The 20,184-nt window shown below is 66.4% G+C and carries 17 protein-coding genes; 15 read left to right on the forward strand and 2 right to left on the reverse strand.

The window, feature by feature from the left end; all coding sequences use genetic code 11:
- Positions 1–45: 45 nt before the first annotated feature.
- Together VX037_RS15120 and VX037_RS15125 are read left to right on the forward strand one after the other, a co-directional pair.
- On the forward strand, positions 46–981 hold the full coding sequence (locus VX037_RS15120) for an ABC transporter ATP-binding protein (protein WP_235723458.1): 936 nt from the start codon (positions 46–48) through the stop codon (positions 979–981).
- A complete protein-coding gene (locus VX037_RS15125; protein WP_235723459.1) occupies positions 978–2,612 on the forward strand; it encodes an ABC transporter permease in 1,635 nt (544 codons plus the stop codon). The genes VX037_RS15120 and VX037_RS15125 overlap by 4 nt, the downstream gene beginning before the upstream one ends.
- 36 nt (positions 2,613–2,648) lie before the next feature.
- Here the strand turns inward: VX037_RS15125 and VX037_RS15130 are convergent, their stop codons facing one another.
- Both VX037_RS15130 and VX037_RS15135 read right to left on the reverse strand, forming a co-directional pair.
- Positions 2,649–4,667: a CocE/NonD family hydrolase gene (locus VX037_RS15130; RefSeq protein ID WP_328714810.1), complete on the reverse strand. Its 2,019-nt coding sequence runs from the start codon at positions 4,665–4,667 to the stop codon at positions 2,649–2,651.
- Between the two features lie 173 nt (positions 4,668–4,840).
- The gene (locus VX037_RS15135; protein ID WP_372474993.1) at positions 4,841–6,031 is read right to left on the reverse strand and encodes a glycoside hydrolase family 76 protein; all 1,191 of its coding nucleotides are present in this window, start codon (positions 6,029–6,031) and stop codon (positions 4,841–4,843) included.
- A gap of 295 nt (positions 6,032–6,326) precedes the next feature.
- Between VX037_RS15135 and rplJ the strand changes: the two genes are divergently transcribed.
- From rplJ to VX037_RS15200, 13 genes are all read left to right on the forward strand, one after another.
- Positions 6,327–6,857 (forward strand): 50S ribosomal protein L10, encoded by a 531-nt coding sequence (gene rplJ / locus VX037_RS15140; RefSeq protein ID WP_235723461.1) that lies wholly within the window; start codon positions 6,327–6,329, stop codon positions 6,855–6,857.
- Positions 6,858–6,942: 85 nt separating this feature from the next.
- On the forward strand, positions 6,943–7,335 hold the full coding sequence (gene rplL, locus VX037_RS15145) for a 50S ribosomal protein L7/L12 (protein WP_235723462.1): 393 nt from the start codon (positions 6,943–6,945) through the stop codon (positions 7,333–7,335).
- A gap of 365 nt (positions 7,336–7,700) precedes the next feature.
- The gene (locus VX037_RS15150) at positions 7,701–8,906 is read left to right on the forward strand and encodes an ABC transporter ATP-binding protein (protein ID WP_328714812.1); all 1,206 of its coding nucleotides are present in this window, start codon (positions 7,701–7,703) and stop codon (positions 8,904–8,906) included.
- A gap of 2 nt (positions 8,907–8,908) precedes the next feature.
- A complete protein-coding gene (locus VX037_RS15155) occupies positions 8,909–9,715 on the forward strand; it encodes an MlaE family ABC transporter permease (protein WP_235723464.1) in 807 nt (268 codons plus the stop codon).
- Between the two features lie 3 nt (positions 9,716–9,718).
- Positions 9,719–10,600: an MlaE family ABC transporter permease gene (locus VX037_RS15160; RefSeq protein ID WP_235723465.1), complete on the forward strand. Its 882-nt coding sequence runs from the start codon at positions 9,719–9,721 to the stop codon at positions 10,598–10,600.
- 3 nt (positions 10,601–10,603) lie between these two features.
- A complete protein-coding gene (locus tag VX037_RS15165; protein ID WP_328714814.1) occupies positions 10,604–11,935 on the forward strand; it encodes an MCE family protein in 1,332 nt (443 codons plus the stop codon).
- Positions 11,932–13,011, forward strand: a complete 1,080-nt coding sequence (locus VX037_RS15170) for an MlaD family protein (protein WP_328714815.1) — start codon at positions 11,932–11,934, stop codon at positions 13,009–13,011. The genes VX037_RS15165 and VX037_RS15170 overlap by 4 nt, the downstream gene beginning before the upstream one ends.
- 3 nt (positions 13,012–13,014) lie before the next feature.
- Positions 13,015–14,175, forward strand: a complete 1,161-nt coding sequence (locus VX037_RS15175; protein ID WP_235723468.1) for an MCE family protein — start codon at positions 13,015–13,017, stop codon at positions 14,173–14,175.
- The gene (locus VX037_RS15180; protein WP_235723469.1) at positions 14,175–15,506 is read left to right on the forward strand and encodes an MCE family protein; all 1,332 of its coding nucleotides are present in this window, start codon (positions 14,175–14,177) and stop codon (positions 15,504–15,506) included. Before VX037_RS15175 ends, VX037_RS15180 begins: the two co-directional genes overlap by 1 nt.
- A gap of 50 nt (positions 15,507–15,556) precedes the next feature.
- Positions 15,557–16,912, forward strand: coding sequence for an MCE family protein (locus tag VX037_RS15185; RefSeq protein WP_372474994.1), 1,356 nt, complete (start codon positions 15,557–15,559; stop codon positions 16,910–16,912).
- Between the two features lie 67 nt (positions 16,913–16,979).
- A complete protein-coding gene (locus tag VX037_RS15190) occupies positions 16,980–18,221 on the forward strand; it encodes an MlaD family protein (protein ID WP_328714817.1) in 1,242 nt (413 codons plus the stop codon).
- 43 nt (positions 18,222–18,264) lie between these two features.
- A complete protein-coding gene (locus VX037_RS15195; RefSeq protein WP_235723472.1) occupies positions 18,265–18,933 on the forward strand; it encodes a conjugal transfer protein in 669 nt (222 codons plus the stop codon).
- Positions 18,933–19,928, forward strand: a complete 996-nt coding sequence (locus tag VX037_RS15200) for a hypothetical protein (protein ID WP_328714818.1) — start codon at positions 18,933–18,935, stop codon at positions 19,926–19,928. The genes VX037_RS15195 and VX037_RS15200 overlap by 1 nt, the downstream gene beginning before the upstream one ends.
- The last annotated feature ends 256 nt before the right edge of the window (positions 19,929–20,184 follow it).

The following is a 20,184-nucleotide window of genomic DNA, read 5'->3' on the forward strand; positions in this document are numbered from 1 at the left end:
TACAGTCACTGCCAAGTGGCGGGCACTGCCAATTGGAGGTCGGAGATGGATCTGGTCGTCGATGTCGAGGGGTTGACCAAGTCGTTCGGGCGCGCGCGTGCGCTCGATGGCCTGGATCTGGCCGTGCAGCCGGGCCGTGTGCACGGCTTTCTCGGTCCCAACGGGGCCGGCAAGTCGACCACCATCCGGACCGTGCTCGGGCTGATCCGCGCCGACACGGGCCGGGTGCGGCTGTTCGGTGCCGACCCGTGGTCGGATGCGGTGCGGCTGCACCGCCGGATGGCCTATGTCCCCGGTGACGTCGCGCTGTGGCCGGATCTGACCGGTGGCGAATGCATCGACATCCTGGCCGCCGGCGGCGCGGGTCTGGACGAACGCCGTCGAGCGGACTTCGTCGAGCGCTTCTCTCTCGACCAGAGCAAGAAGGTCGACGAATACTCCAAGGGCAACCGGCAGAAGGTCGCGCTCATCGCCGCGCTCGCGTCGGATGCGGAGTTCCTCATCTTCGATGAACCGACCTCGGGTCTGGATCCGCTGATGGAAGAGGTGTTCCAGGAGGCCGTTCGTGAGCGGGTCACCGCGGGCGCGACGGTGCTGCTGTCGAGCCACATCCTCGCCGAGGTGGAGGCCCTGAGCGACGAGGTCACCATCATCCGCGACGGAAAGACGGTGCGCTCGGGGGGTCTCGACGAACTGCGGCGCGGATCGCGCACGCACGTGCAGGCGCGGACGCGGCGTCGCCCCGACGGCCTGGGCACCCTCGACGACGTGGTGCACTTGCAGGTCACCGAGTCCGGCGGTCATCAAGCGGACGCCGGCATCGACGTTCGCTTCGACGTCGGCAGCGCCTCGCTGGAGTCCGCGCTCGATGCGGTGCTGGCTGCGGGCGTCACCTCGATCACGGTGCGCCCACCCAGCCTCGACGAACTGTTCCTGAGCTCTTACAGCGCCACCGGCGACACCGCAGACGCACCGTCATGACCGCCACACTCGACACGCGCCCGCACGCCCCCACCCCACGAGTCCCGGGCGGCGGCGTCGGGGCGATGCTGCGGCTGCAGGCGCGCACCGGATGGAAGGTGTATCTCGCGTGGGTCGCCGGCCTGATCGCGGGATATGCTGCCACGATCGTCGCGATCGACGGGCTCTACGGCACCCCCGAACTGCTGGCCACCTACGGTGCCGCGGTCGGTGATGATGCCGCCATCGCAGCCATCAACGGGACCCCGTACGGCGCCGACACGCTAGGCGGTGTGGCCGCCAACGAGTTCGCGTTCATCGCCGCGATCGCCTTCCCGTTGATGGCGACGCACCTCGTGGTGCGGTTCACCCGCGCCCCGGAGGAGTCCGGCCTGCTCGAACTGATGCGGTCCCGATCGGTCGCCTCGTGGGCACCGCATGTGGCGGCCGTCATCGGGTCGATCGTCGCTTTCGGGTTGGTGGCGGCCGGTATGTTCGTCACCCTGCTCGCCGAAGGGGTGCCCGCCGAACGCGGGCTGCTCTACGTGCTGTCACTGTTCGGGCTCGGCGCAGTCTGGACCGGGCTCGCACTGTGTGCGGCGCAATGGTTACGCCGCGCGCGTCGTGTCTACACCGTCAGTCTGATCCTGTTGGGACTGGCATATGCGGCCCGTGCCATCGGCGACGTCGGCGACAACGCGTGGAAGTGGTTGTCGCCGCTGGCCTGGCAGCAGGAGACCCGGCCCTTCGCCGACGACATGCGATGGTGGCCGTTGCTGCTGGCCGCGGCGGTCGCCGCAGTGCTGATCGCGTTCGGCGTGCGGAGTTCGGCCACCCGGGACCTCGGTTCCGGTCTGGTGGCCGCGCGTCCCGGTCCGGTGCGAGCCACCGAGCACAAGCGGTCGATCCCGTTGCGGGCGATCGGAGAGCACCGCGGAGCGATCATCGGCTGGACCATCGGGGGTCTGGCCGTGGCGGTGATCTTCGGCAGTCTGGCCCAGCAAGTCGCCGACGCGGTGGCCGGCAATCCGCAGATCGCACAGGCCTTCGGTGCCGACGACGACTCGCACGGCATCGACACCTACCTCTCGTTGACGATGCTCATCCTCGCGCTGATGGCCGCCGGATACGTGATCACCGCGATCGGTCGCCTGCGCGGCGACGAGCGCACCGGGCTGTTGGAAGTCGTGCTGGCCCAGGCGGTGTCGCGGGTGCAGTGGATCGGCACACAGCTGGCGGTGATCCTGGTCGGGCTGGTGCTGGTGCTGCTGGTGCCGAGCGTGGGGCTCGGTGCGGCGGTCGCGGTGCAGGTCGACGATGCGGGCGAGATCGGCAACAACCTGCTGGCCGGGCTCGCCTATCTGCCGGCGGTGGCCGTCTTCGCCGCGGTGTCGGTGGCACTGTTCGGCTGGCTGCCACGGGCGCAACCGGCCGTGTGGGGGCTGCTCGGGTACGCCACCTTCATCGGGTTTCTCGGCGGCAGTCTCGACTGGCCGGAGTGGCTCCTGCGGATCTCGCCGCTCTACGCGGTGGGGGCGGTACCGGCCGCCGATGCGTCGGGTACCGCCGTCGTGGTGCTCACGGTGCTCACCGTGGCTCTGCTGGCCGCTGGGGTGATCGGTTTCCGACGGCGCGACGTGCCACATCCGTGACACGCCGCCCGCCGGGACGTCGGTGAACCCGGGTTGTTACAACTGCCCGCCCGCGCAGAACGTCAGGTAGCTCGGGTGGCGCGGATCGAGGACGAGGCGCTGGCGGCGGCCACGGGCCTTGATCAGGTCGGGCACCACGGTGAGATACCGGGGGAAGCTGGCCGCGTACACATCGACCCGCAGCCGGTGGCCGGTGTCGAGGATGGCGTCGGTCGGCACCAGGTCGACATCGATGCGCACCGGTTCGTCGGCAGGAACCGGCAGCTTGCGCTTGTACGACAGGTAGTGATGCGCCGACAGCAGGCTACCGTCGGCGGCGTAGGTCGACTTCGATTCGTCGAGCGCCCGATTCGACGCCGACAACGCGCCGTTGGTCAGCACCGTCGATGTCCCGTCGGGGGCGACGTCGTTCACCGTCACCGCCCAGATCGCCTCGTGGGCGGTGGTGGCCACGTTGAGCCGCAGGTTCATCGGTCCGCTGATAGTGGTGGGTTCGGCGACCGGCTCGGTGCTGAACGAGAGCCCGCCGCGTTCCTGATACCGGGCATCGACGGTGAACGTCGGTCCCAACGCCATCGCCGCGCCCGCGGTCACCTGGGTCATGTCCCGCGACATCGCGCCACGGATGTCGGCGCGCACGTGCAGCGACGTGAGATGGTCGACGGGTTCGTGGCTCAGCGTGCCGTCGTGCACTGCATGCTCGGCCGAGCCCGACGGACTGTTGTGCAGGTAGAGACGCTGCGTGCGCACCCCGGCCCGCGGGAAACTGTGCCCGGAGGTCCACGAACCGCCCTGCTGCAGCATGGTCACCGGGCCGTAGTACTCGACCCCGTTGCGGTGTCCCTTCAGCCACCGGTCGAACCAGGCGCGTTCGAGGACGTCGAGCCGTGGTGGCGAGCTCTTGCCGCCATAGCCCGATCCGACGTCGAGGTGGTAGCCGTCGCCGACCAGCATCTGCTTGCGGCCCGGCTCCATCTGTAGCCGTTCATAGATCCCGGTTGCGCTGCGTCCGAACAGGTCGTGCCAGGCGCCGACGGTGAAGGTGGGTACCTCGATGCGGTCGACCTGCGGATCGCGTTCGTCGAAGTAGGGATCGTCGAAGATGCGGTCGTCGCGGGCGGTGAGGAATCCCCACAGCAGCGATCCGATCTCGGTGGCCGGTGACTTGATGCGGTCGCGCGCCCATCGCGCGGTGTCGCCGCGCAGGAGGTCGCGGATGGGACTCGATGGATTGGGCACCCATTTGAGCAGGTTCACCGCCGACAACCAGGTCGGGATGAACGCCGACGGCATGCCGCCGGTGATGTAGATGTCGCGGACGATGTCGTCGCAGCCCTCCACGGCGAAGACGGCCTTCAACGCGGCGGGGCGTTTGTCGGCGGCCTGCAACGAGTTGATCGCCGAGTACGACCATCCGGCGAGGCCGACGGTGCCGTCGCACCAGTCCTGCTCAGATGTCCAGTCGATGATCTCCACCGAATCCTGTTGTTCGCGCTCACCCAGGATCTGCCACTTGCCCTGGCTGGCGCCGGTGCCACGGACGTCGACGATGACCTGGACGTAGCCGCTACGCACCAGGTTGCGGTTGATGCCGAAGACGTCGAAGACGCCGCCGGACAGCGTCTTTGTGAGGGTGGTGAGCCCTTCGAGGCCGGTGCCACCGGCATCGATGGAGGCCGACGCGGTGCGTAGCGCCTTGCCGAGTAGCGGGGCGTGCAGCGTGTGGTCGAGGGCGTCGACGGCCAGCCGGTTGTAGGGGTTGATGTTGATGACGGCCGGATACGGGGTCAGCACGGTCTGACCGAAGCGGTTGGCCGGACGCACGACGGTTGCCCGCAGCCGGACCCCGTCGGACATGGTGAGCACGATGTCGCGCTGGATGGACACCCGCGGATAGAGAGACTTGCCGTCGACCTGCTCACGCCACCGGATGGCGTCGGCGCCACCCGTGGGATCGCCGAGCGGAAGGGAACCGAAATGCGGTGCCCCGAGCCGCCCGGTCCGGCGCCGCGCCGGTTGTACGGTCTGTTCTGGCTGGTCCAACCGGTACGTCATGGTGCATCACCCTGCCTCTGGCGTGATGCACCACCGATGTCCCGCGGGCATCATCGCCTGCTCGTCGTCGACACCTGCTGTGTGCCGACCGACGAGGTGAGACCCACACCACTGGTGTGGCGTTCGTCACCTCGCCGGACGAGAATAGCTCAGCGCTGATATCGGATCGCTAACTAGGGTGCGTCGGTTTCATCATGCTCGGATGCGTTGAGTGTCACCGCTGCCGCCGCCTCGAGGACCATCCAGCCCGACAGCTGCACCGACAGGTCACGTTCCGGAATCTGCGACGACCGTACCGATCCGGCGCTGAACTGCGATTTTCGTCCCTCATCGCGTGGCGGGTGGGCCTGATGACGCCAGTCGGGGCCGAATACCGGACCCTGATCGGTGTCGTGGCGGTGCGTCCAGGCGGCCGCGGCGCTGGTGGTCACGATCGCCGCGGCCCGTGAGCGGATTGCGCCGCCGTCGGCGGAATCCGGCAGATCGGTGGCGATCAACGCGAGATTGCGGGCGAGGATGCCGGCGAACAGTCCGCCGTCCCCGCCGCCGGCGCCGGGGATGACTCCGTCGTCGCACACGTGGGTCTCGACGGCATGCAGCAGACGGTCGAGCCGCTCGCGATGCACCGCGTCGCCGGTGCGGCGCAGCAGCTCCAGTTCGCTACCCAGCACCACGCCCTGGCAATAGGTGTAGACGTCGGGCACCAGACGGCGGGGGCTGTCGGCCAGTGCGGGGTGAACGCCGTCGAGGATCAGCCCGGTGGTGTCGTCGACGAGGTTGACATCCATCCAGTCGGCCATCTCGACGGCCCGGTCGACATGTCCCGTACGGGCCAGCAGGATGGCGGCCGGCCCGTTGGCCGGGGCATTGAAGAACAGGTCCATCGTGCGCCACGGGATGCCGCCACCGAGGTGTGGCACCCACGCGTCGTACACGCGCGACGTCAGGGTGCCGAGGGCCGCGTCGCGAGACACTCCCAGATGACGATCCGCGCGCTCGAGTGCGAGGCCGAGCCAGGCCATGTCGTCGAAGTAGTTGTTGGTCCATCGACCGAAGTTTCGCGCGACGATGCCGCGCAGCAGGCGTTGCGCGTCGTCGGCGAGGGCCGTGGGGCGGTGGATGGCCGCATCGACGAGCAGGTCGACGAGGTGCGCCTGCCACCAGTAATGCCATCGCCCCAGCGCACCTGGGAACATCGACGACGGCCAGGCGATCGCAGCCAGCCGGGTGCCGGGAAGACACGCGAATCGTTTCAGGTGGCGGGCTCCGATTGCCTCGGCGGCGGTGCCCGCCCGGCCATTCGCGGTGGCCTCGGTCGGCTCGTGGGGCCTGCCTGCGCCGTTGGATTTGGATGCATCGACCACAGTCGGGTAACCTACTCGCTTGGTGTGGCACACAACCGTGTGCCGTATCGGTTCAACCAGAGACCGTCGGTCATCGGGTACTCCCGATCGAAGGTCCGGCTCACGTCACCGTGGTGGCGACAGGGTCGGCGGCCCACGCAGGGAGAACGAGGAATGACGGTGCCAACGTGCGCCGATTCACGCCCCGGACCTCTGCGTGCCGGGGCGTTTGTCGTATCTGCACGACAATCTTTCCCGCCTCTTCGGCTCCGGTTGGGTCTGAACCCAACTCTAGTGATGAGAGAGGAGGCGAAGTATGGCCAAGTCCGAAAAGGTCGCCGCTGTTGCGGAGATCGCCGAGCAGTTCAAGGGCTCATCGGCAGCGGTGGTCACGGAATACCGTGGTCTGTCCGTCAGTCAGATCACCGAACTGCGACGTTCGCTCGGTGAGGGCGCAACCTACTCCGTCGCCAAGAACACCCTCGTGAAGCGTGCCGCTGCCGAAGCGGGCGTGGAGGGACTCGACGAGCTGTTCAGCGGTCCGACCGCCATCGCCTTCATCGAAGGCGAGCCGGTGACGGCCGCAAAGGCGATCAAGAACTTCGCCAAGGACAACAAAGCACTCGTGGTCAAGGGCGGGTACATGGACGGCCGTGCGCTGTCCATCGGCGAGATCGAACAGATCGCCGACCTGGAGACCCGAGAGGTGCTGTTGGCCAAGCTCGCCGGTGCCATGAAGGGCAACTTGGCAAAGGCCGCCGGACTGTTCAACCAGCCGGCCTCGCAGGTGGCGCGTCTTGCCGCTGCCCTGCAGGAGAAGAAGAACGAAGCCGGCGAGACCGAATAGTTCGGCCCCGGTGCACACAAGCAATCCCCGATCCGTACGGGGATGAACCAACCCCCGTACGGGGACTGACAGGAAGGACGCCACCATGGCGAAGCTCACCGCTGACGAGCTCATCGATCAGTTCAAGGAACTGACCCTGCTGGAGCTCAGCGATTTCGTGAAGAAGTTCGAAGAGGTCTTCGAGGTCACCGCTGCGGCTCCGGTCGCCGTCGCCGCTGCCGGTGCCCCGGCTGCCGGTGGTGCCGCTGAGGCTGCCGCCGAGCAGGACGAGTTCGACGTTGTGCTCGAGGGCGCGGGCGACAAGAAGATCCAGGTCATCAAGGTGGTCCGTGAGATCGTTTCCGGCCTGGGCCTGAAGGAAGCCAAGGACCTCGTCGAGGGCGCTCCGAAGGCTCTCCTGGAGAAGGTCGACAAGGAAGCCGCCGACGCTGCCAAGGCCAAGCTCGAAGAGGCCGGCGCTTCGGTTTCGGTCAAGTAAGACCTCCCTGCCCGATCTCGTAGTACCAACCGCGCAAAAATCGCCGGTTGGTACTACAGATCGAGAGGATACAGCGGCCCGTGGGACATTTTGTCCCACGGGCCGCTGTCGTGTCCGGGTGTGACTGGGGGCGCACTTTCGCGATCGGGGTGGTATCGACTACGCTCATCGATCGAGCCAAGTTACCGGCGGGTAAGGGGCTTCGATCGTCTTCGGGGGATTTCGGTCGGACGTCCCAGTTGGTGTCGCACGTGGGTGTGAGCTGCAACAGCGTCCGCTACAGTGACCCCAACCACAAATGTCGCCGGTACGTGTGTGGTCACACCGATCGCAGCGAGGGGGCAGCGAATGTCTGGGAGGATGCCGTGGGTGTAGAGGTCAGTGTCGAGGGGCTCACCAAATCGTTCGGATCGCAGAACATCTGGCGTGATGTCACGCTGACGCTGCCCAAGGGGGAGGTGTCGGCATTGCTGGGCCCGTCGGGTACCGGCAAGTCGGTGTTCCTGAAGACGCTGATCGGTCTACTCCACCCCGAGCAGGGGTCGGTGGTCATCGACGGTACCGACATCACCCAGTGCTCGGCCAAGGAACTCTACGAGATCCGCAAACTGTTCGGCGTCCTCTTCCAGGACGGCGCGCTGTTCGGTTCGATGAGCCTCTACGACAACATCGCCTTCCCCTTGCGTGAGCACACCAAGAAGAAGGAAGACGAAGTCCGCGACATCGTGATGGAGAAGATCGACCTGGTTGGTCTGGCCGGTGCCGAGGACAAACTGCCCGGCGAGATCTCCGGTGGTATGCGCAAGCGCGCCGGTCTGGCCCGCGCTCTGGTGCTCGATCCGCAGATCATCTTGTGCGACGAGCCCGACTCGGGCCTGGATCCCGTGCGTACCGCCTACATCTCCCAGCTGCTGATCGACATCAACGCGCAGATCGACGCGACGATCCTGATCGTGACGCACAACATCAACATCGCCCGCACCATCCCGGACAACATCGGCATGCTCTTCCGCAAAGAGCTGGTGATGTTCGGTCCGCGCGAGCAGTTGCTGACTTCCGAGCAGCCGGTGGTCAAGCAGTTCCTCTCCGGCGACCGCTTCGGCCCGATCGGCATGTCCGAGGAGAAGGACGAGGCCGTGCAGAAGCAGGAAGAGGCGATGCAGGCCGCCGGCATCGGTGGTGGCGGCACCAAGGACGACTTCTCCGAGATCATCCCGCAGGTGCAGCCCAATCCCGGGATGCCCGAGCGCAAGGCGATCGCACGCCACCGCGAGCGGGTACACGAGCTGCTGCACACCCTGCCACCGAACGCGCAGGAGGCCATCCGCCGCAGCATGGAAGAAGAAGACCGCATGCGCGAGGAGATGGCCACGCACGCCGACGAGCAGCAGACCGTTGCCGTCGGTGCGGGACAGGGGTCGGGGGAGTGGACCTCTGCAGGTGGTGACGACTACCCGGGCAGTGACGCACCGACCCAGAGCTGGGCGACTCCGCCGGCCGCGGACTCCACGGTGACCCAGCCCATCGAGACCGGCCGCCACCAGCAGCCCTACGACGGTCGGAGTCAATAAGAATGGCCAGTGCCACCACGCGTGGCGTTGATCGGATAGCTCAGGCCGGAACGGGCGCGCTCGCCCAGACCGGCAACATCGTGCAGCTCTTCGTCGATGTCGCGCGTCAGTCCTTCGTGCGCCCGTTCCAGTGGCGGGAGTTCATCCAGCAGGCCTGGTTCATCGCGAGTGTCACGATCTTGCCGACCGCGCTGATCGCCATTCCGTTCGGCGCGATCGTCTCGCTGCAGACCGGCTCGTTGATCAAGCAGCTCGGTGCCGAGTCGTACACCGGTGCGGCCAGCGTGCTGGTGGTGATCCAGCAGGGATCACCGCTGGTGACCTCGCTGCTGATCGCTGGTGCCGCCGGTTCGGCGGTGGCCGCCGACCTCGGCTCGCGCACCATCCGCGAGGAGATCGACGCGATGGAAGTGCTGGGCATCAACCCGATCCAGCGTCTCGTGGTGCCGCGGGTGCTCGCGATGGTGTTGGTGGCGATGCTGCTCAACGGACTGGTCGCCGTGGTCGGCATCGGTGGTGGCTACTTCTTCAACGTCGTCGTGCAAGGTGGTACGCCCGGCGCCTACCTGGCGTCTTTCGGAGCGCTCGCGCAGTTGCCCGACCTCTACATCTCCACCCTCAAGGCCGCGATCTTCGGTGTGCTCGCCGGCGTCGTGGCCGCCTACAAGGGCCTCAACCCCAAGGGGGGACCGAAGGGAGTCGGTGACGCGGTGAACCAGAGTGTGGTCATCACGTTCCTGCTGCTGTTCCTCGCCAACCTGATCATCACTGCGGTCTACCTGCAGATCGTTCCGCCGAAGGGAGGCTAGGCGATGGCCGGTGATGGTGGCGGCGTGACAATCGCGAAGTCGCGGCCCGAGTACTACATGTACGAGGCCCGAAAACAGCTCGGCAAGCCCCTCAAGGTGCTCGACGGCGCCGGCGAGCAGATGTCGTTCTACGGACGCACCCTCGCCTGGATTCCGAAGACGCTGGTGCACTACACGCGCGAGGTACTGCGGTTGCTCGCCGAGGTGGCCTTCGGTTCCGGTGGTCTCGCCGTGATCGGCGGCACCGTCGGCGTGATGGTGCTGATGTCGGGCTTCACCGGCGTGGTCGTCGGTCTGCAGGGATACGCGGCGCTGGATCAGTTGGGTTCGCAGGCGCTGACCGGATTCTTGTCGGCGTATGTCAACACCCGTGAGGTGGCGCCGCTGGTGGCGGGACTCGCCTTGTCGGCGACGGTGGGCTGCGGTTTCACCGCCCAGCTCGGTGCCATGCGTATCTCCGAGGAGATCGACGCGCTCGAGTCGATGGCCGTCCCGTCGATCCCGTTCCTGGTCTCCACGCGCGTCATCGCCGGGTTCATCGCGGTCATCCCGCTCTACGTGCTGGGCTTGTTGTCGGCGTACCTGGCCTCCCGTGTCATCACCACCGTGTTCAACGGTCAATCCGGTGGTTCCTACGACCACTACTTCAATCTGTTCCTGCCGCCGGCCGACGTGCTCTGGTCGTTCGGCAAGGTCCTGGTGTTCGCGTTCGTGATCATCCTGGTGCACTGCTACTACGGCTACTACGCGACCGGTGGCCCGGCCGGCGTCGGTGTGGCCGTCGGTCACGCGGTGCGGGCCGCGTTGGTGCTCATCGCGATCCTCGACTTCTTCCTGGGCCTGGCGATCTGGGGCACCACCACGACGGTGCGAGTGGGAGGCTGATCGATGTCGACGCTGCGTCGCCGGCTGCTCGGGCTGGTGTTCTTCATCGTGGTCGCGTTGTTCTTCGTGGTCACCATCACCAAGTTCAACGACGGGTTCACCACCTTCACCAACGTCACCCTCAAAACCGATTCGACCGGCAACGCGTTGCCCGCCAACGCCGACGTCAAGGCGCGCGGCGTCATCGTCGGCGAGGTCCGCGACGTGGAACCCACCGACGACGACGCGGTGTCGGTGACGTTGGGCCTCGACCCGGACATGGCGGCGCAGCTGCCGGAGAACACCACCGCGCGCATCCTGCCGAAGACGCTGTTCGGCGAACGCTATGTGGACCTGCAGGTGCCCATCGACGACGCGTCGGCGGCCACCCTGTCTTCCGGCTCCACCATCTACACCGATGAGAGCGGCAACGCGAAGGAACTGCAGGAGCTGTTCGACGACCTGCTGCCGGTGCTCGATGCGATCCCGCCGCAGGATCTCAACGTCACGCTGACCTCGCTGTCGCAGGCGTTGGCCGGTCGCGGTGAGCAGCTCGGTGTCACCTTCGACGAACTCGACACCATCTTCCGGCGCTTCAACGACAACATGCCGGAGCTGCAGGGCACCCTGCGGGGCCTGTCGAGCTTCTCGCAGACCTACTCCGAGGCGCTGCCCGACGTGATCGACGCCCTCGACAACTTTCGCACCACGAACAAGACCATCGTCGAACGCCAAGGCGATCTACGGACACTGATCGCCACCGTCGGTGTCGCCGCGACCGACACCACGGCGTTCCTGCGGCAGAACCGCACCGACCTGATCGACCTCGCCGTCGACTCGGAACCGTTCCTGGTGGGTCTGGCCAAGCAGTCGCCGACCTTCGTGTGCACCTTCCGCAACTTCGCCGGCCTGATCCCGGAGTCCCGCAAGATCGTCGGTCAGGGCACCGACAACCCGGGCGTGCGGGTGAACCTGCAGTTCGTCAATCCGCGTGGCCGGTACCTGCCCAACCAGGACGAGCCGCGGCTGCTCGACACCGATCCGCCCGCCGTCTGCTACGAACCGGCGAAGGACGGCCGCCCGTTCCCGCAGTATCCCGGCGGTGGTTTGGCCGACGGTTCGTATCAGCCGCCGTCCCGTAACGCCGGTCCGCGCAACGTACAGACGCTGCCGCAGCCACAGTTCTCGGCGACACCGGCGGGCAACATCGCCAACCCGTTCGACGACCCGGATTACGTGAAGCAGTTGAAGGTCATCTACGGCGGCGCCAACGGCACCGATCCCGAGAAGGTACCCACCTGGGTCACCACGATCGGCGGAACGTCGCTTCAGGGAGCGCAGGTCACCATCCGATGAAATCCATCACCGGACCGCTGATCAAGCTGATCACCTTCGGCGTGGTCACGGTCATCGCCACCAGCCTGCTGGCGCTGACCATCGCCAACGCCGGCGGCGACGGCGACAGCGACTACAAGGCGGTGTTCTCCGACGCCGCGATGCTCAACCCAGGCGACGACGTGCGCATCGCCGGTGTACGCGTCGGCCAGGTCACCTCGGTCGACGTGTACGAGCGCAACAAGGCGATGGTCGAGTTCAACGTGGACCGCGACCAACTGCCCGACGGCACCCAGCTCTACATCCGCTACCGCAACCTCACCGGCCTGCGGTATCTGGCCCTGGAGAAGGGCGCCGGCGACCCGAACAAGACGGTCGACACCGGCTACACCTTCGGTGTCGACGGCGCGGACAACACCCATCCGGCGGTGAATCTGACCGAGCTGTTCAACGGGTTCAAACCGCTGTTCCGCGAACTATCGGCCGAGGACGTCAACACGCTGTCCGAGCAGATCATCAAGGTGTTCCAAGGCGAGAGCGGCACCATCTCTCAACTGATCAGCAGCACGTCGGAGCTGACCAATGCGGTGGCCGACAAGGACAAGGTGATCGGCGAACTGATCACCAATCTCACCACCGTGCTCGACACCGTGAACCGCAACGACGACCAGTTCACCGCACTGCTCGACAACACCGAGCAGCTGGTGACCGGTCTGGCGGCGCAACGCGGTTCGGTGGGCTCGGCGATCACCTCCGTGTCGAACCTGACCGCGGTGACCGCGTCGATCCTGCAGCCCACCCGTCCGGCGATCCAGGGTGACATCGCGGGATTGAAATCGCTGGCCGACCAGATCAATGCCCGCGACGAGGACGTCGCGCAGACGTTGACGAATCTTCCGGTGAAACTGCAGAAGATCGGCCGCGCCGCCACCTTCGGCTCGTGGTTCCAGTTCTATCTGTGCGGCATCGACGTGGTGGCCGGCAACGGGAAGTCGACGCTGCTGACGCAGCCACTGATCCCGCTGCCCGACATCAACCACGTGCTCTACACCAGCGCGGCCACCCGCTGCTGGAAGGACGAAAGGCCGGGGGGCTGACCTGTGGCTGACGATCAGCAGAACCGGCCGCAGCCGGATGGCGACGACGCGCAGACCGAACGGTTCTCGACCGAGGACGTTCGCGCTGCCGCCCGCGCCGGTAACCAATCCGAGCAGGCCGAGCCGCAACAGAATGCGCACCCGCATCGTCGATTCGGTGGTCGCCGCACCCCGGTCAGCATCGGCGCCATCGGCATCCTCATCCTGTTGATGACCGCGGTGTCGGCGTTCTTCCTGAACTCGCTGCCGCTGATCGGTGCGGCGGCACGCTACACAGCCCAGTTCTCCGAGGCGGCCGGGCTCAAGCCGGGCGCCGAGGTGCGGGTGGCCGGCGTCAAGGTCGGCGAGGTCGACGGCGTCGCGCTCGCCGGTGACCACGTGGACGTGAAGTTCCGGGTCACCAACACCTGGATCGGCAACCAGACGCAGGCGTCGATTCAGATCAAGACGATCCTGGGCCAGAAGTACCTGGCATTGAATCCGCAGGGCACCGAGCCCGCCGATCCCGATGTCGCGCTGACCGACACGGTGTCGCCCTACGACGTCGTCGAGGCGTTCTCGGATGCCGCGGACCAGATCGAGGAGCTCGACACCGACCAGCTCGCCGAGTCGATGGAATCGCTGAGCGACGCGTTCTCCGGAACCGCAGGCGACATCGGACCGTCGCTGGACGGTCTGACGCGGTTGTCGCAGACCATCGCCAGCCGTGACCAGGAGGTGCAGCGGCTGCTCGAAGCGACCAAGTCGACGTCGCAGATCCTCGCCGACCGCAACGAGGAGTTCGTCCGCCTGATCGCCGGCGCCGGGCAGCTGCTCGACGAACTCAACAACCGGCAGCAGGCGATCTCCAAGCTGCTGTCCACGACGACGGTGCTGTCGGATTCGTTGTCGGGGATCGTGGCCGACAACCAGGAGCAGATCGGGCCGGCTCTGGAGTCGTTGCAACAGGTCAATCAGCTGCTGATCGCGCAGAACCAGAATCTGCGCGACACCATCACCTACATGGCGCCGTTCTACCGCCTTTACGCGAACGTGCTGGGCAACGGTCGCTGGTTCGAGTCGGTGGTCACCAACCTGCTGCCGCCGGCGTTGCCGCAGCAGAACACCACCCGACCGCCCAACAAACAGGTACTGCAGAACAACGGCGGAACGGAGGCCGGCTGATGAGCACCGCACCCGACCTCACCGGCACCGCCGGTCCGGGCCGCTGGTTCACTCCACGCCACATCGTCGTGGGTGTCCTCGGGCTGATCGTGGCGCTGATCGTCGCCGGTGTGCTCTGGTGGGCGTTCTCCATGATCGGCACCACCAAGATCACCGCGACCTTCGCCCGCAGCGTCGGCATCTACTCGGGTTCCGATGTCCGGGTCCTCGGCGTCGCCGTCGGCAAGGTCGACGACGTGACCCCGCAGGGCGACACCGTCAAGGTGACGATGACCGTCGACCGCGGCATCGACCTGCCCGCCGATGTGCGTGCCGTGCAGATCATCCCGTCGGTGGTGGCCGACCGATATGTGCAGCTGACTCCCGCCTACAGCGGTGGGGAGAAGGCACCCAAGGACATCACGCTGTCGCTCGATCAGACGATGGTCCCGGTCGAAGTGGATCAGATCTATGACAGCGTGCAGAAGCTGTCGGAGGCACTCGGTCCCGAAGGCGCCAACAAGGACGGCGCGGTCAGTGACCTCGTCGCCACCGGCGCCGACAACCTCGAGGGCAACGGCGAGAAGCTCGGCTCGGCCATCGAGGAACTGTCCAAGGCCACGACCACGCTGAGCAACTCGCGCGGCAACATCGTCGACACCGTCAAGAACCTCGACGTCTTCGTCGGGGCGCTACGGGAGAACGACGCGCAGGTGCGCCAGTTCAACACCCAGATGGCGTCGTTCAACCAATTCCTGGCCGGCGAACGCAACCAGCTCTCGGCGGCGCTGAACAAGCTGTCGGTGGCCCTCGGTGATGTCGCGACGTTTGTCCAGGACAACCGGGAACTGCTCGGCGAGACGGTCAAGGACCTGCAGCCCACCACCCAGGCGTTGCTGGACACCAAGGACCATCTCAAGGAGGTCCTGACCGTCCTGCCCGTCACCATCAACAACCTGATCAACGCCTACGACGCCGAGTCCGGCACATTGGCCATGCGGCTGACCATCCCGGATCTGCAGGACCTGATCGGCGCGCAGTGCCGTCTGCTCGACCTCGGCAAGCTGCTCGACGGAGACCCCGCCGCCGAACAGTTCAGCACCACCCTCGCCCCGCTGATCAGCCAGTGCGAGGACATCGGCAAGCAGATCACCAGTGGTGTCCTCGAGCCACTGCTGCCGGTCCTGCCGTTCGGCATCATGAGCAACAACAAGCTGCAGCGGTACCCGGCGCCCGGCACCGGCCCGGGCAACCCGGATCCGAACCTGGAATCCGGTGCGGAGTCGGCGCCGCCGACCGGCCCGGCGGTCAGCCGACCGTCGACCGCACGTCCCGAGGCGGGTGAGAACTGATGCGACACATCCTGTCCCGCACCCCGCTGCGCGCGGTCATCGGTGCCGCGATGGCGTCGCTGGTGATGGTCCTGGCCGGCTGCGGCAGCAACGGCATCCAGTCGATCCCGCTGCCCGGCGGCGTGGACACCGGCGACAATCCGCGGACCTATCAGATCCAGTTCGACGACATCCTCGACCTGGTGCCGCAGTCGATGGTGAAGATGAACGGCATCCCGGTCGGTCGTGTCGAAGCGGTCGAGGTGCCCGACAACCAGTGGTATGCGCAGGTCAAGGTCGAGGTGCAGAACGAGATCGACCTGTCCGACAAGGCCACTGCAGCCGTGCAGCAGACCTCGTTGCTCGGTGAGAAGTTCATCGAGCTGTCCGAACCCGAGGACGCCACCGAGCTGCCCCGGCAGAATCCGGCCGATCCGATCCCGCTGGGTCGTACCCGCACCGCCACCGACATCGAGCAGGTGCTCGGAGCGTTGTCGATGCTGCTCAACGGTGGTGGCATCAACCAGCTGCAGCCGATCGTCACGGAGTTGAACAAGGCCCTGGAAGGGTCGGTCGACCAGCCGTGCGAAGTCGGGCCGAAGGGCCGCACCTGCCCGGTGTTCCGGAGTCTGTTGGAGCAGACGCAGGGGTTGATCACCGGACTCAACCGGCAGCGCGACGACATCGTCAACGCCATCGACGGTCTGGCACGCCTGTCCACGCGGGCCGCGAACCAGAAGGTGCAGATCGAGCGCATCCTGGACGAGATCCCGGAGGGGGTGGCGGTGCTCGAGGAGCAGCGGCCGCAGCTCGTCGACCTGCTCACCAAGCTCGACGACTTGGGCGAGGTGGGCACCGACGTGCTCACCAAATCCCGCGACTCGCTGATCACCGACCTCAAGGCGCTGCGTCCGGTGCTGACCGAGTTGTCGAAGGCGGCGCCCGATCTGATCACCGCCGCCCCGCTGATGCTGACGCATCCGTTCCCGGACTGGTTGTTGCCCGGTGTGCACGGCGACTCGACCAACCTGTTCATGACGCTGGACTTGCGGCTGCTCAACCAGCTCGAGGCGCTCGGCGTGGGACAGGGGACACCGGAGTACTCGCCGCCGGCACGAGTGGATGTGCCGGTCAATCCCCGCAACCCGTATGTCGGTGACAACGGCCCGCGCTACGGCTGGCCGACCATCACCTTGTTGCCGCCGGGACCGAACTGGCGGCCGGGGCCCAACACCCCGCCGTCGGGCGGGACATACCCGATGAACCCGGCGTCGGGGTCCACGCGGGCGCCGTCGTCGGACGACGAGTCGAGCACCGAGGCCGGGTCCGGATCCGACGACAACGCGGACTTCACACTGCTGCCGCCCGCGCAGCCGGGTCAGCGGTTCATCGACGGGCCGCTGGACATGATCGGAGCGGGGCGGTGATGACAGAAGTGTCCCGAATCCTTACTCACGTCGCGGTCCGCGTCGTGGCACAGATGGGGGTGCGCTGATGTTGTCGAAGATGGCACGAATCCAGCTCATCGTGTTCGTCGTGGTGGGGCTGGTCGCACTGGTCTACGTCGGCGCCAAGTATGCACGCCTCGACCGGCTCGCCGGTTTCGGGCAGTACACCGTCACCGCGTCGATGCCGTCTTCGGGTGGCATTTTCACGAATGCGGAGGTGACGTATCGGGGTGTGCCGGTGGGTCGGGTCGGGCAGTTGTCGTTGACCGATGACGGCGTGGATGTGGCGTTGGAGTTGGATTCGGGTGGTCCGGAGATTCCGGCGTCGTCGGCGGCGGTGGTGGCCAATCGGTCGGCGATCGGTGAGCAGTATGTGGATTTGCAGCCGACGTCGTCGCAGGGGCCGTATCTGGAGGATGGTTCGGTGATCACCGACACGTCGGTGCCGCCGGAGCTCGAGGACGTGGTGGCCTCGGCGATCGATTTCACGTCGTCGATACCGGTGGACGACCTGCATACGGTGATCACCGAGTTGGGTAAGGCGTTTGATGGTCGGGCCAATGATCTGACGCGGCTGACCGATTCGTTGTCGAAGTTGTCGCGGGCGGGTTATGACTCGTTGGATGAGACGATTTCGTTGATCCAGAATTCTGATGTGGTGTTGGCGACGCAGGCGCAGCAGTCCGATGCGATCTTGTCGTGGTCGCGGAATCTGGATGTGGTGACGGCGACGTTGGCGGCTGCGGATCCGGATTTGCGGCGGTTGTTGACGACGGGGACGGCGTCGGCGACGCAGATTTCGACGTTGTTGCAGGACAGTGGTGGCGACATCTCGACGGTGGTCAAGCAGTTGGCGAGCACTGTGCGCACCATCGAACCCACCGCATTTGCCACCTCACCCACCTTCGCGATGCTCTCGGCACTGTCGGCCGGAAGTCACAGTCCCGCCCCCGGCGATGGTCAGATTCATTTCGGTGTGGTGTTGGAGACGAATAATCCGGCGGCGTGTACGCGGGGGTATGAGGGTACGCAGGCGATGGTGGATCGGCTCAAGCGCGAGGATCCGTCCTTCGACATCCGGTATGACGATTTTCCGTTCAACACGAATGCCAAGTGCACGGTGCCGGTGGGTAATCCGACGGGTGTGCGTAGTGCCGAGCGGGCGGTGTATGCCAATCCGGAGTTCGCGCAGCCGTGGGATGACATTCCGAAGAAGGATCCGGACAAGTTGAATCTGAACCCGTTGGCGCGACAGCTGGCGGCACTGCTGGGAGTTCGGCCGCAGTGATTGCTTGGGTTCCTCTCAGGTCCCGATGGTTAGGTGACGGCCGATGACGACGAGTAGCACATCGACCTCTCCGACGTCGGGGCGCGCACGGTCGCGCAGCACCGGCGCGACCGTCGCGTTGGTTGCCGCCATCGTGGCGGTGATCGTCGCGGCCGGCTGCGCGGTCTGGTTCGGCTATCAGGGCTATCAGGCGTACTTCGTGCAGAAGCCGATTCAGGAGGCCCGCGACGGCGCCGTGAACGGTGCCGAGCAGGCCATCATCAACGTGACGACGGTGGACCCGCGCGACACCGCCGACTGGAAGCGTCGGGTGGATGCCTCGCTGACCGGCAAGGCGCGCGAACAGATCACCAATCAGGACGTCAGCAACCTGAACTCGATGATCACCGACGCCGGGTCGCAGGCAGCATCGCTCACCTCGCGTCTCATGCGCAGCGCACCGACCGAGGTGGACGCCGACGGCGGCAACGCGAAGGTGTTGGTCTACGTGGCCGCGACATCCAAGCGGGAGAACGAGGCCGGCGTCACCCAGACGATGGGCTTCTCGGTGTCGATGACCAAGGACGGCGACACGTGGAAGGCCAACGACATCGTCCCGCTCGACTCGCTGCAGTATCAGGACCCGGGCACCGCCGCGGGCCAGGACGGCGGGCAGGGTGCCGACGGGTCCGCGCCCGAGGGAGCCACCCAGAACGGGGGAGGGGGTAACTGATGGCGACCAACCCACGCCCACCGCGCAAGGGACAACGACCCAAGCGCAAGTCCACCCCCCGGGTCGCCGGCCGCACCGCGCCCGGCCACCCCGCCGACGGAACCCAGAATCCCGCCGACGGAACCCCGAATGTCGCCGACGGAACCCCGAATGTCGCCGACGGAACCCCGAATGTCGCCGACGCAACTTCGAGCCCCGCCGACGAAACCCAGAATCCCGCCGACGGAACTTCGAGTCCCACCGAGGCAAGTACCACCTCCGACGTCCCCGAGAACGACCCGGATCCGGCCGAGGTCGCCTCGGCTGCGTCCGACGGCACCGCGGATTCCGTCGACGACAGTCCGTCGACTGATTCGACCGACGACGCCGACCAGCCCAAACCGGCCGCCAAACGCCGGGTGGCACGTGTGTCGACTCTCCGCCCGGGCGACGGCGCCGCCACGAGCCCGTCGCAGGCGGCATCGAGCACACCGTCTCGGAGACGTCCCGTGCGATCCGGGCTGCGGACCGTGGTCGGGGTGCTGGCCGCACTCGCGGTGGTCCTCGGCATCTTCGCCCTCGTCGCCGGCCTGCATCCGGGCGCTGACATCGGGCCCAACCAGGCCTTCGTCGACCAGCCGGCCACCACGGAACTGACCTCGCAGGTGCAGAGCAAGGCCTGCGCACTGACCGTCAACACCGTCGACATCGACAAATGGGCCGGCGAGGCGCGGGCGGTCCTGACCGGCCAGGCGTTGACGGAGTTCGACGAGTATCTGCCTCAACAACGCGACATCCTCAATCAGACCAAGGCGGTCGCCGACTGCCGGGTGGAATCGGTGGGCGTCGCCGACCTGAGCGGTGGCGATGACGGCGACACCGCCCAGGTCGTCGTCAACATGATCGTGAGCCAGCAGCAGGCCGGGATCGCCGGACAGAGTGCCGCGCCGCGATACCAGTTCGGCATGATCAAGCAGGGTGACGCCTGGCTGATCAACAAGGTCGACGCGTTCTGACCGACCCCGGGCATCCAGGTCCCGAGAAGCCCCCCCGACATGCGCCCGATTACAAGCGTGCCGCGACCGCCGTGTCGTTGCCGGATCTACTCGAGTGCCCGTCGGAGGTGTTTTTCGCTCCCGGAATGCCGGCCTGCCCCGGCTCTGCGCAGGTAAGGCGCCAGTTTTCTGACCCAAATATGCGCGTAGCGCTTGACGTATCGGCGATGTCGGGCCACGCTGTCACCAGCGAATGACGTGCAGGCAGCCACCCGCG

The sequence above is a fragment of the Gordonia sp. Z-3 genome (assembly GCF_036233855.1).
GTDB lineage: Bacteria > Actinomycetota > Actinomycetes > Mycobacteriales > Mycobacteriaceae > Gordonia > Gordonia tangerina.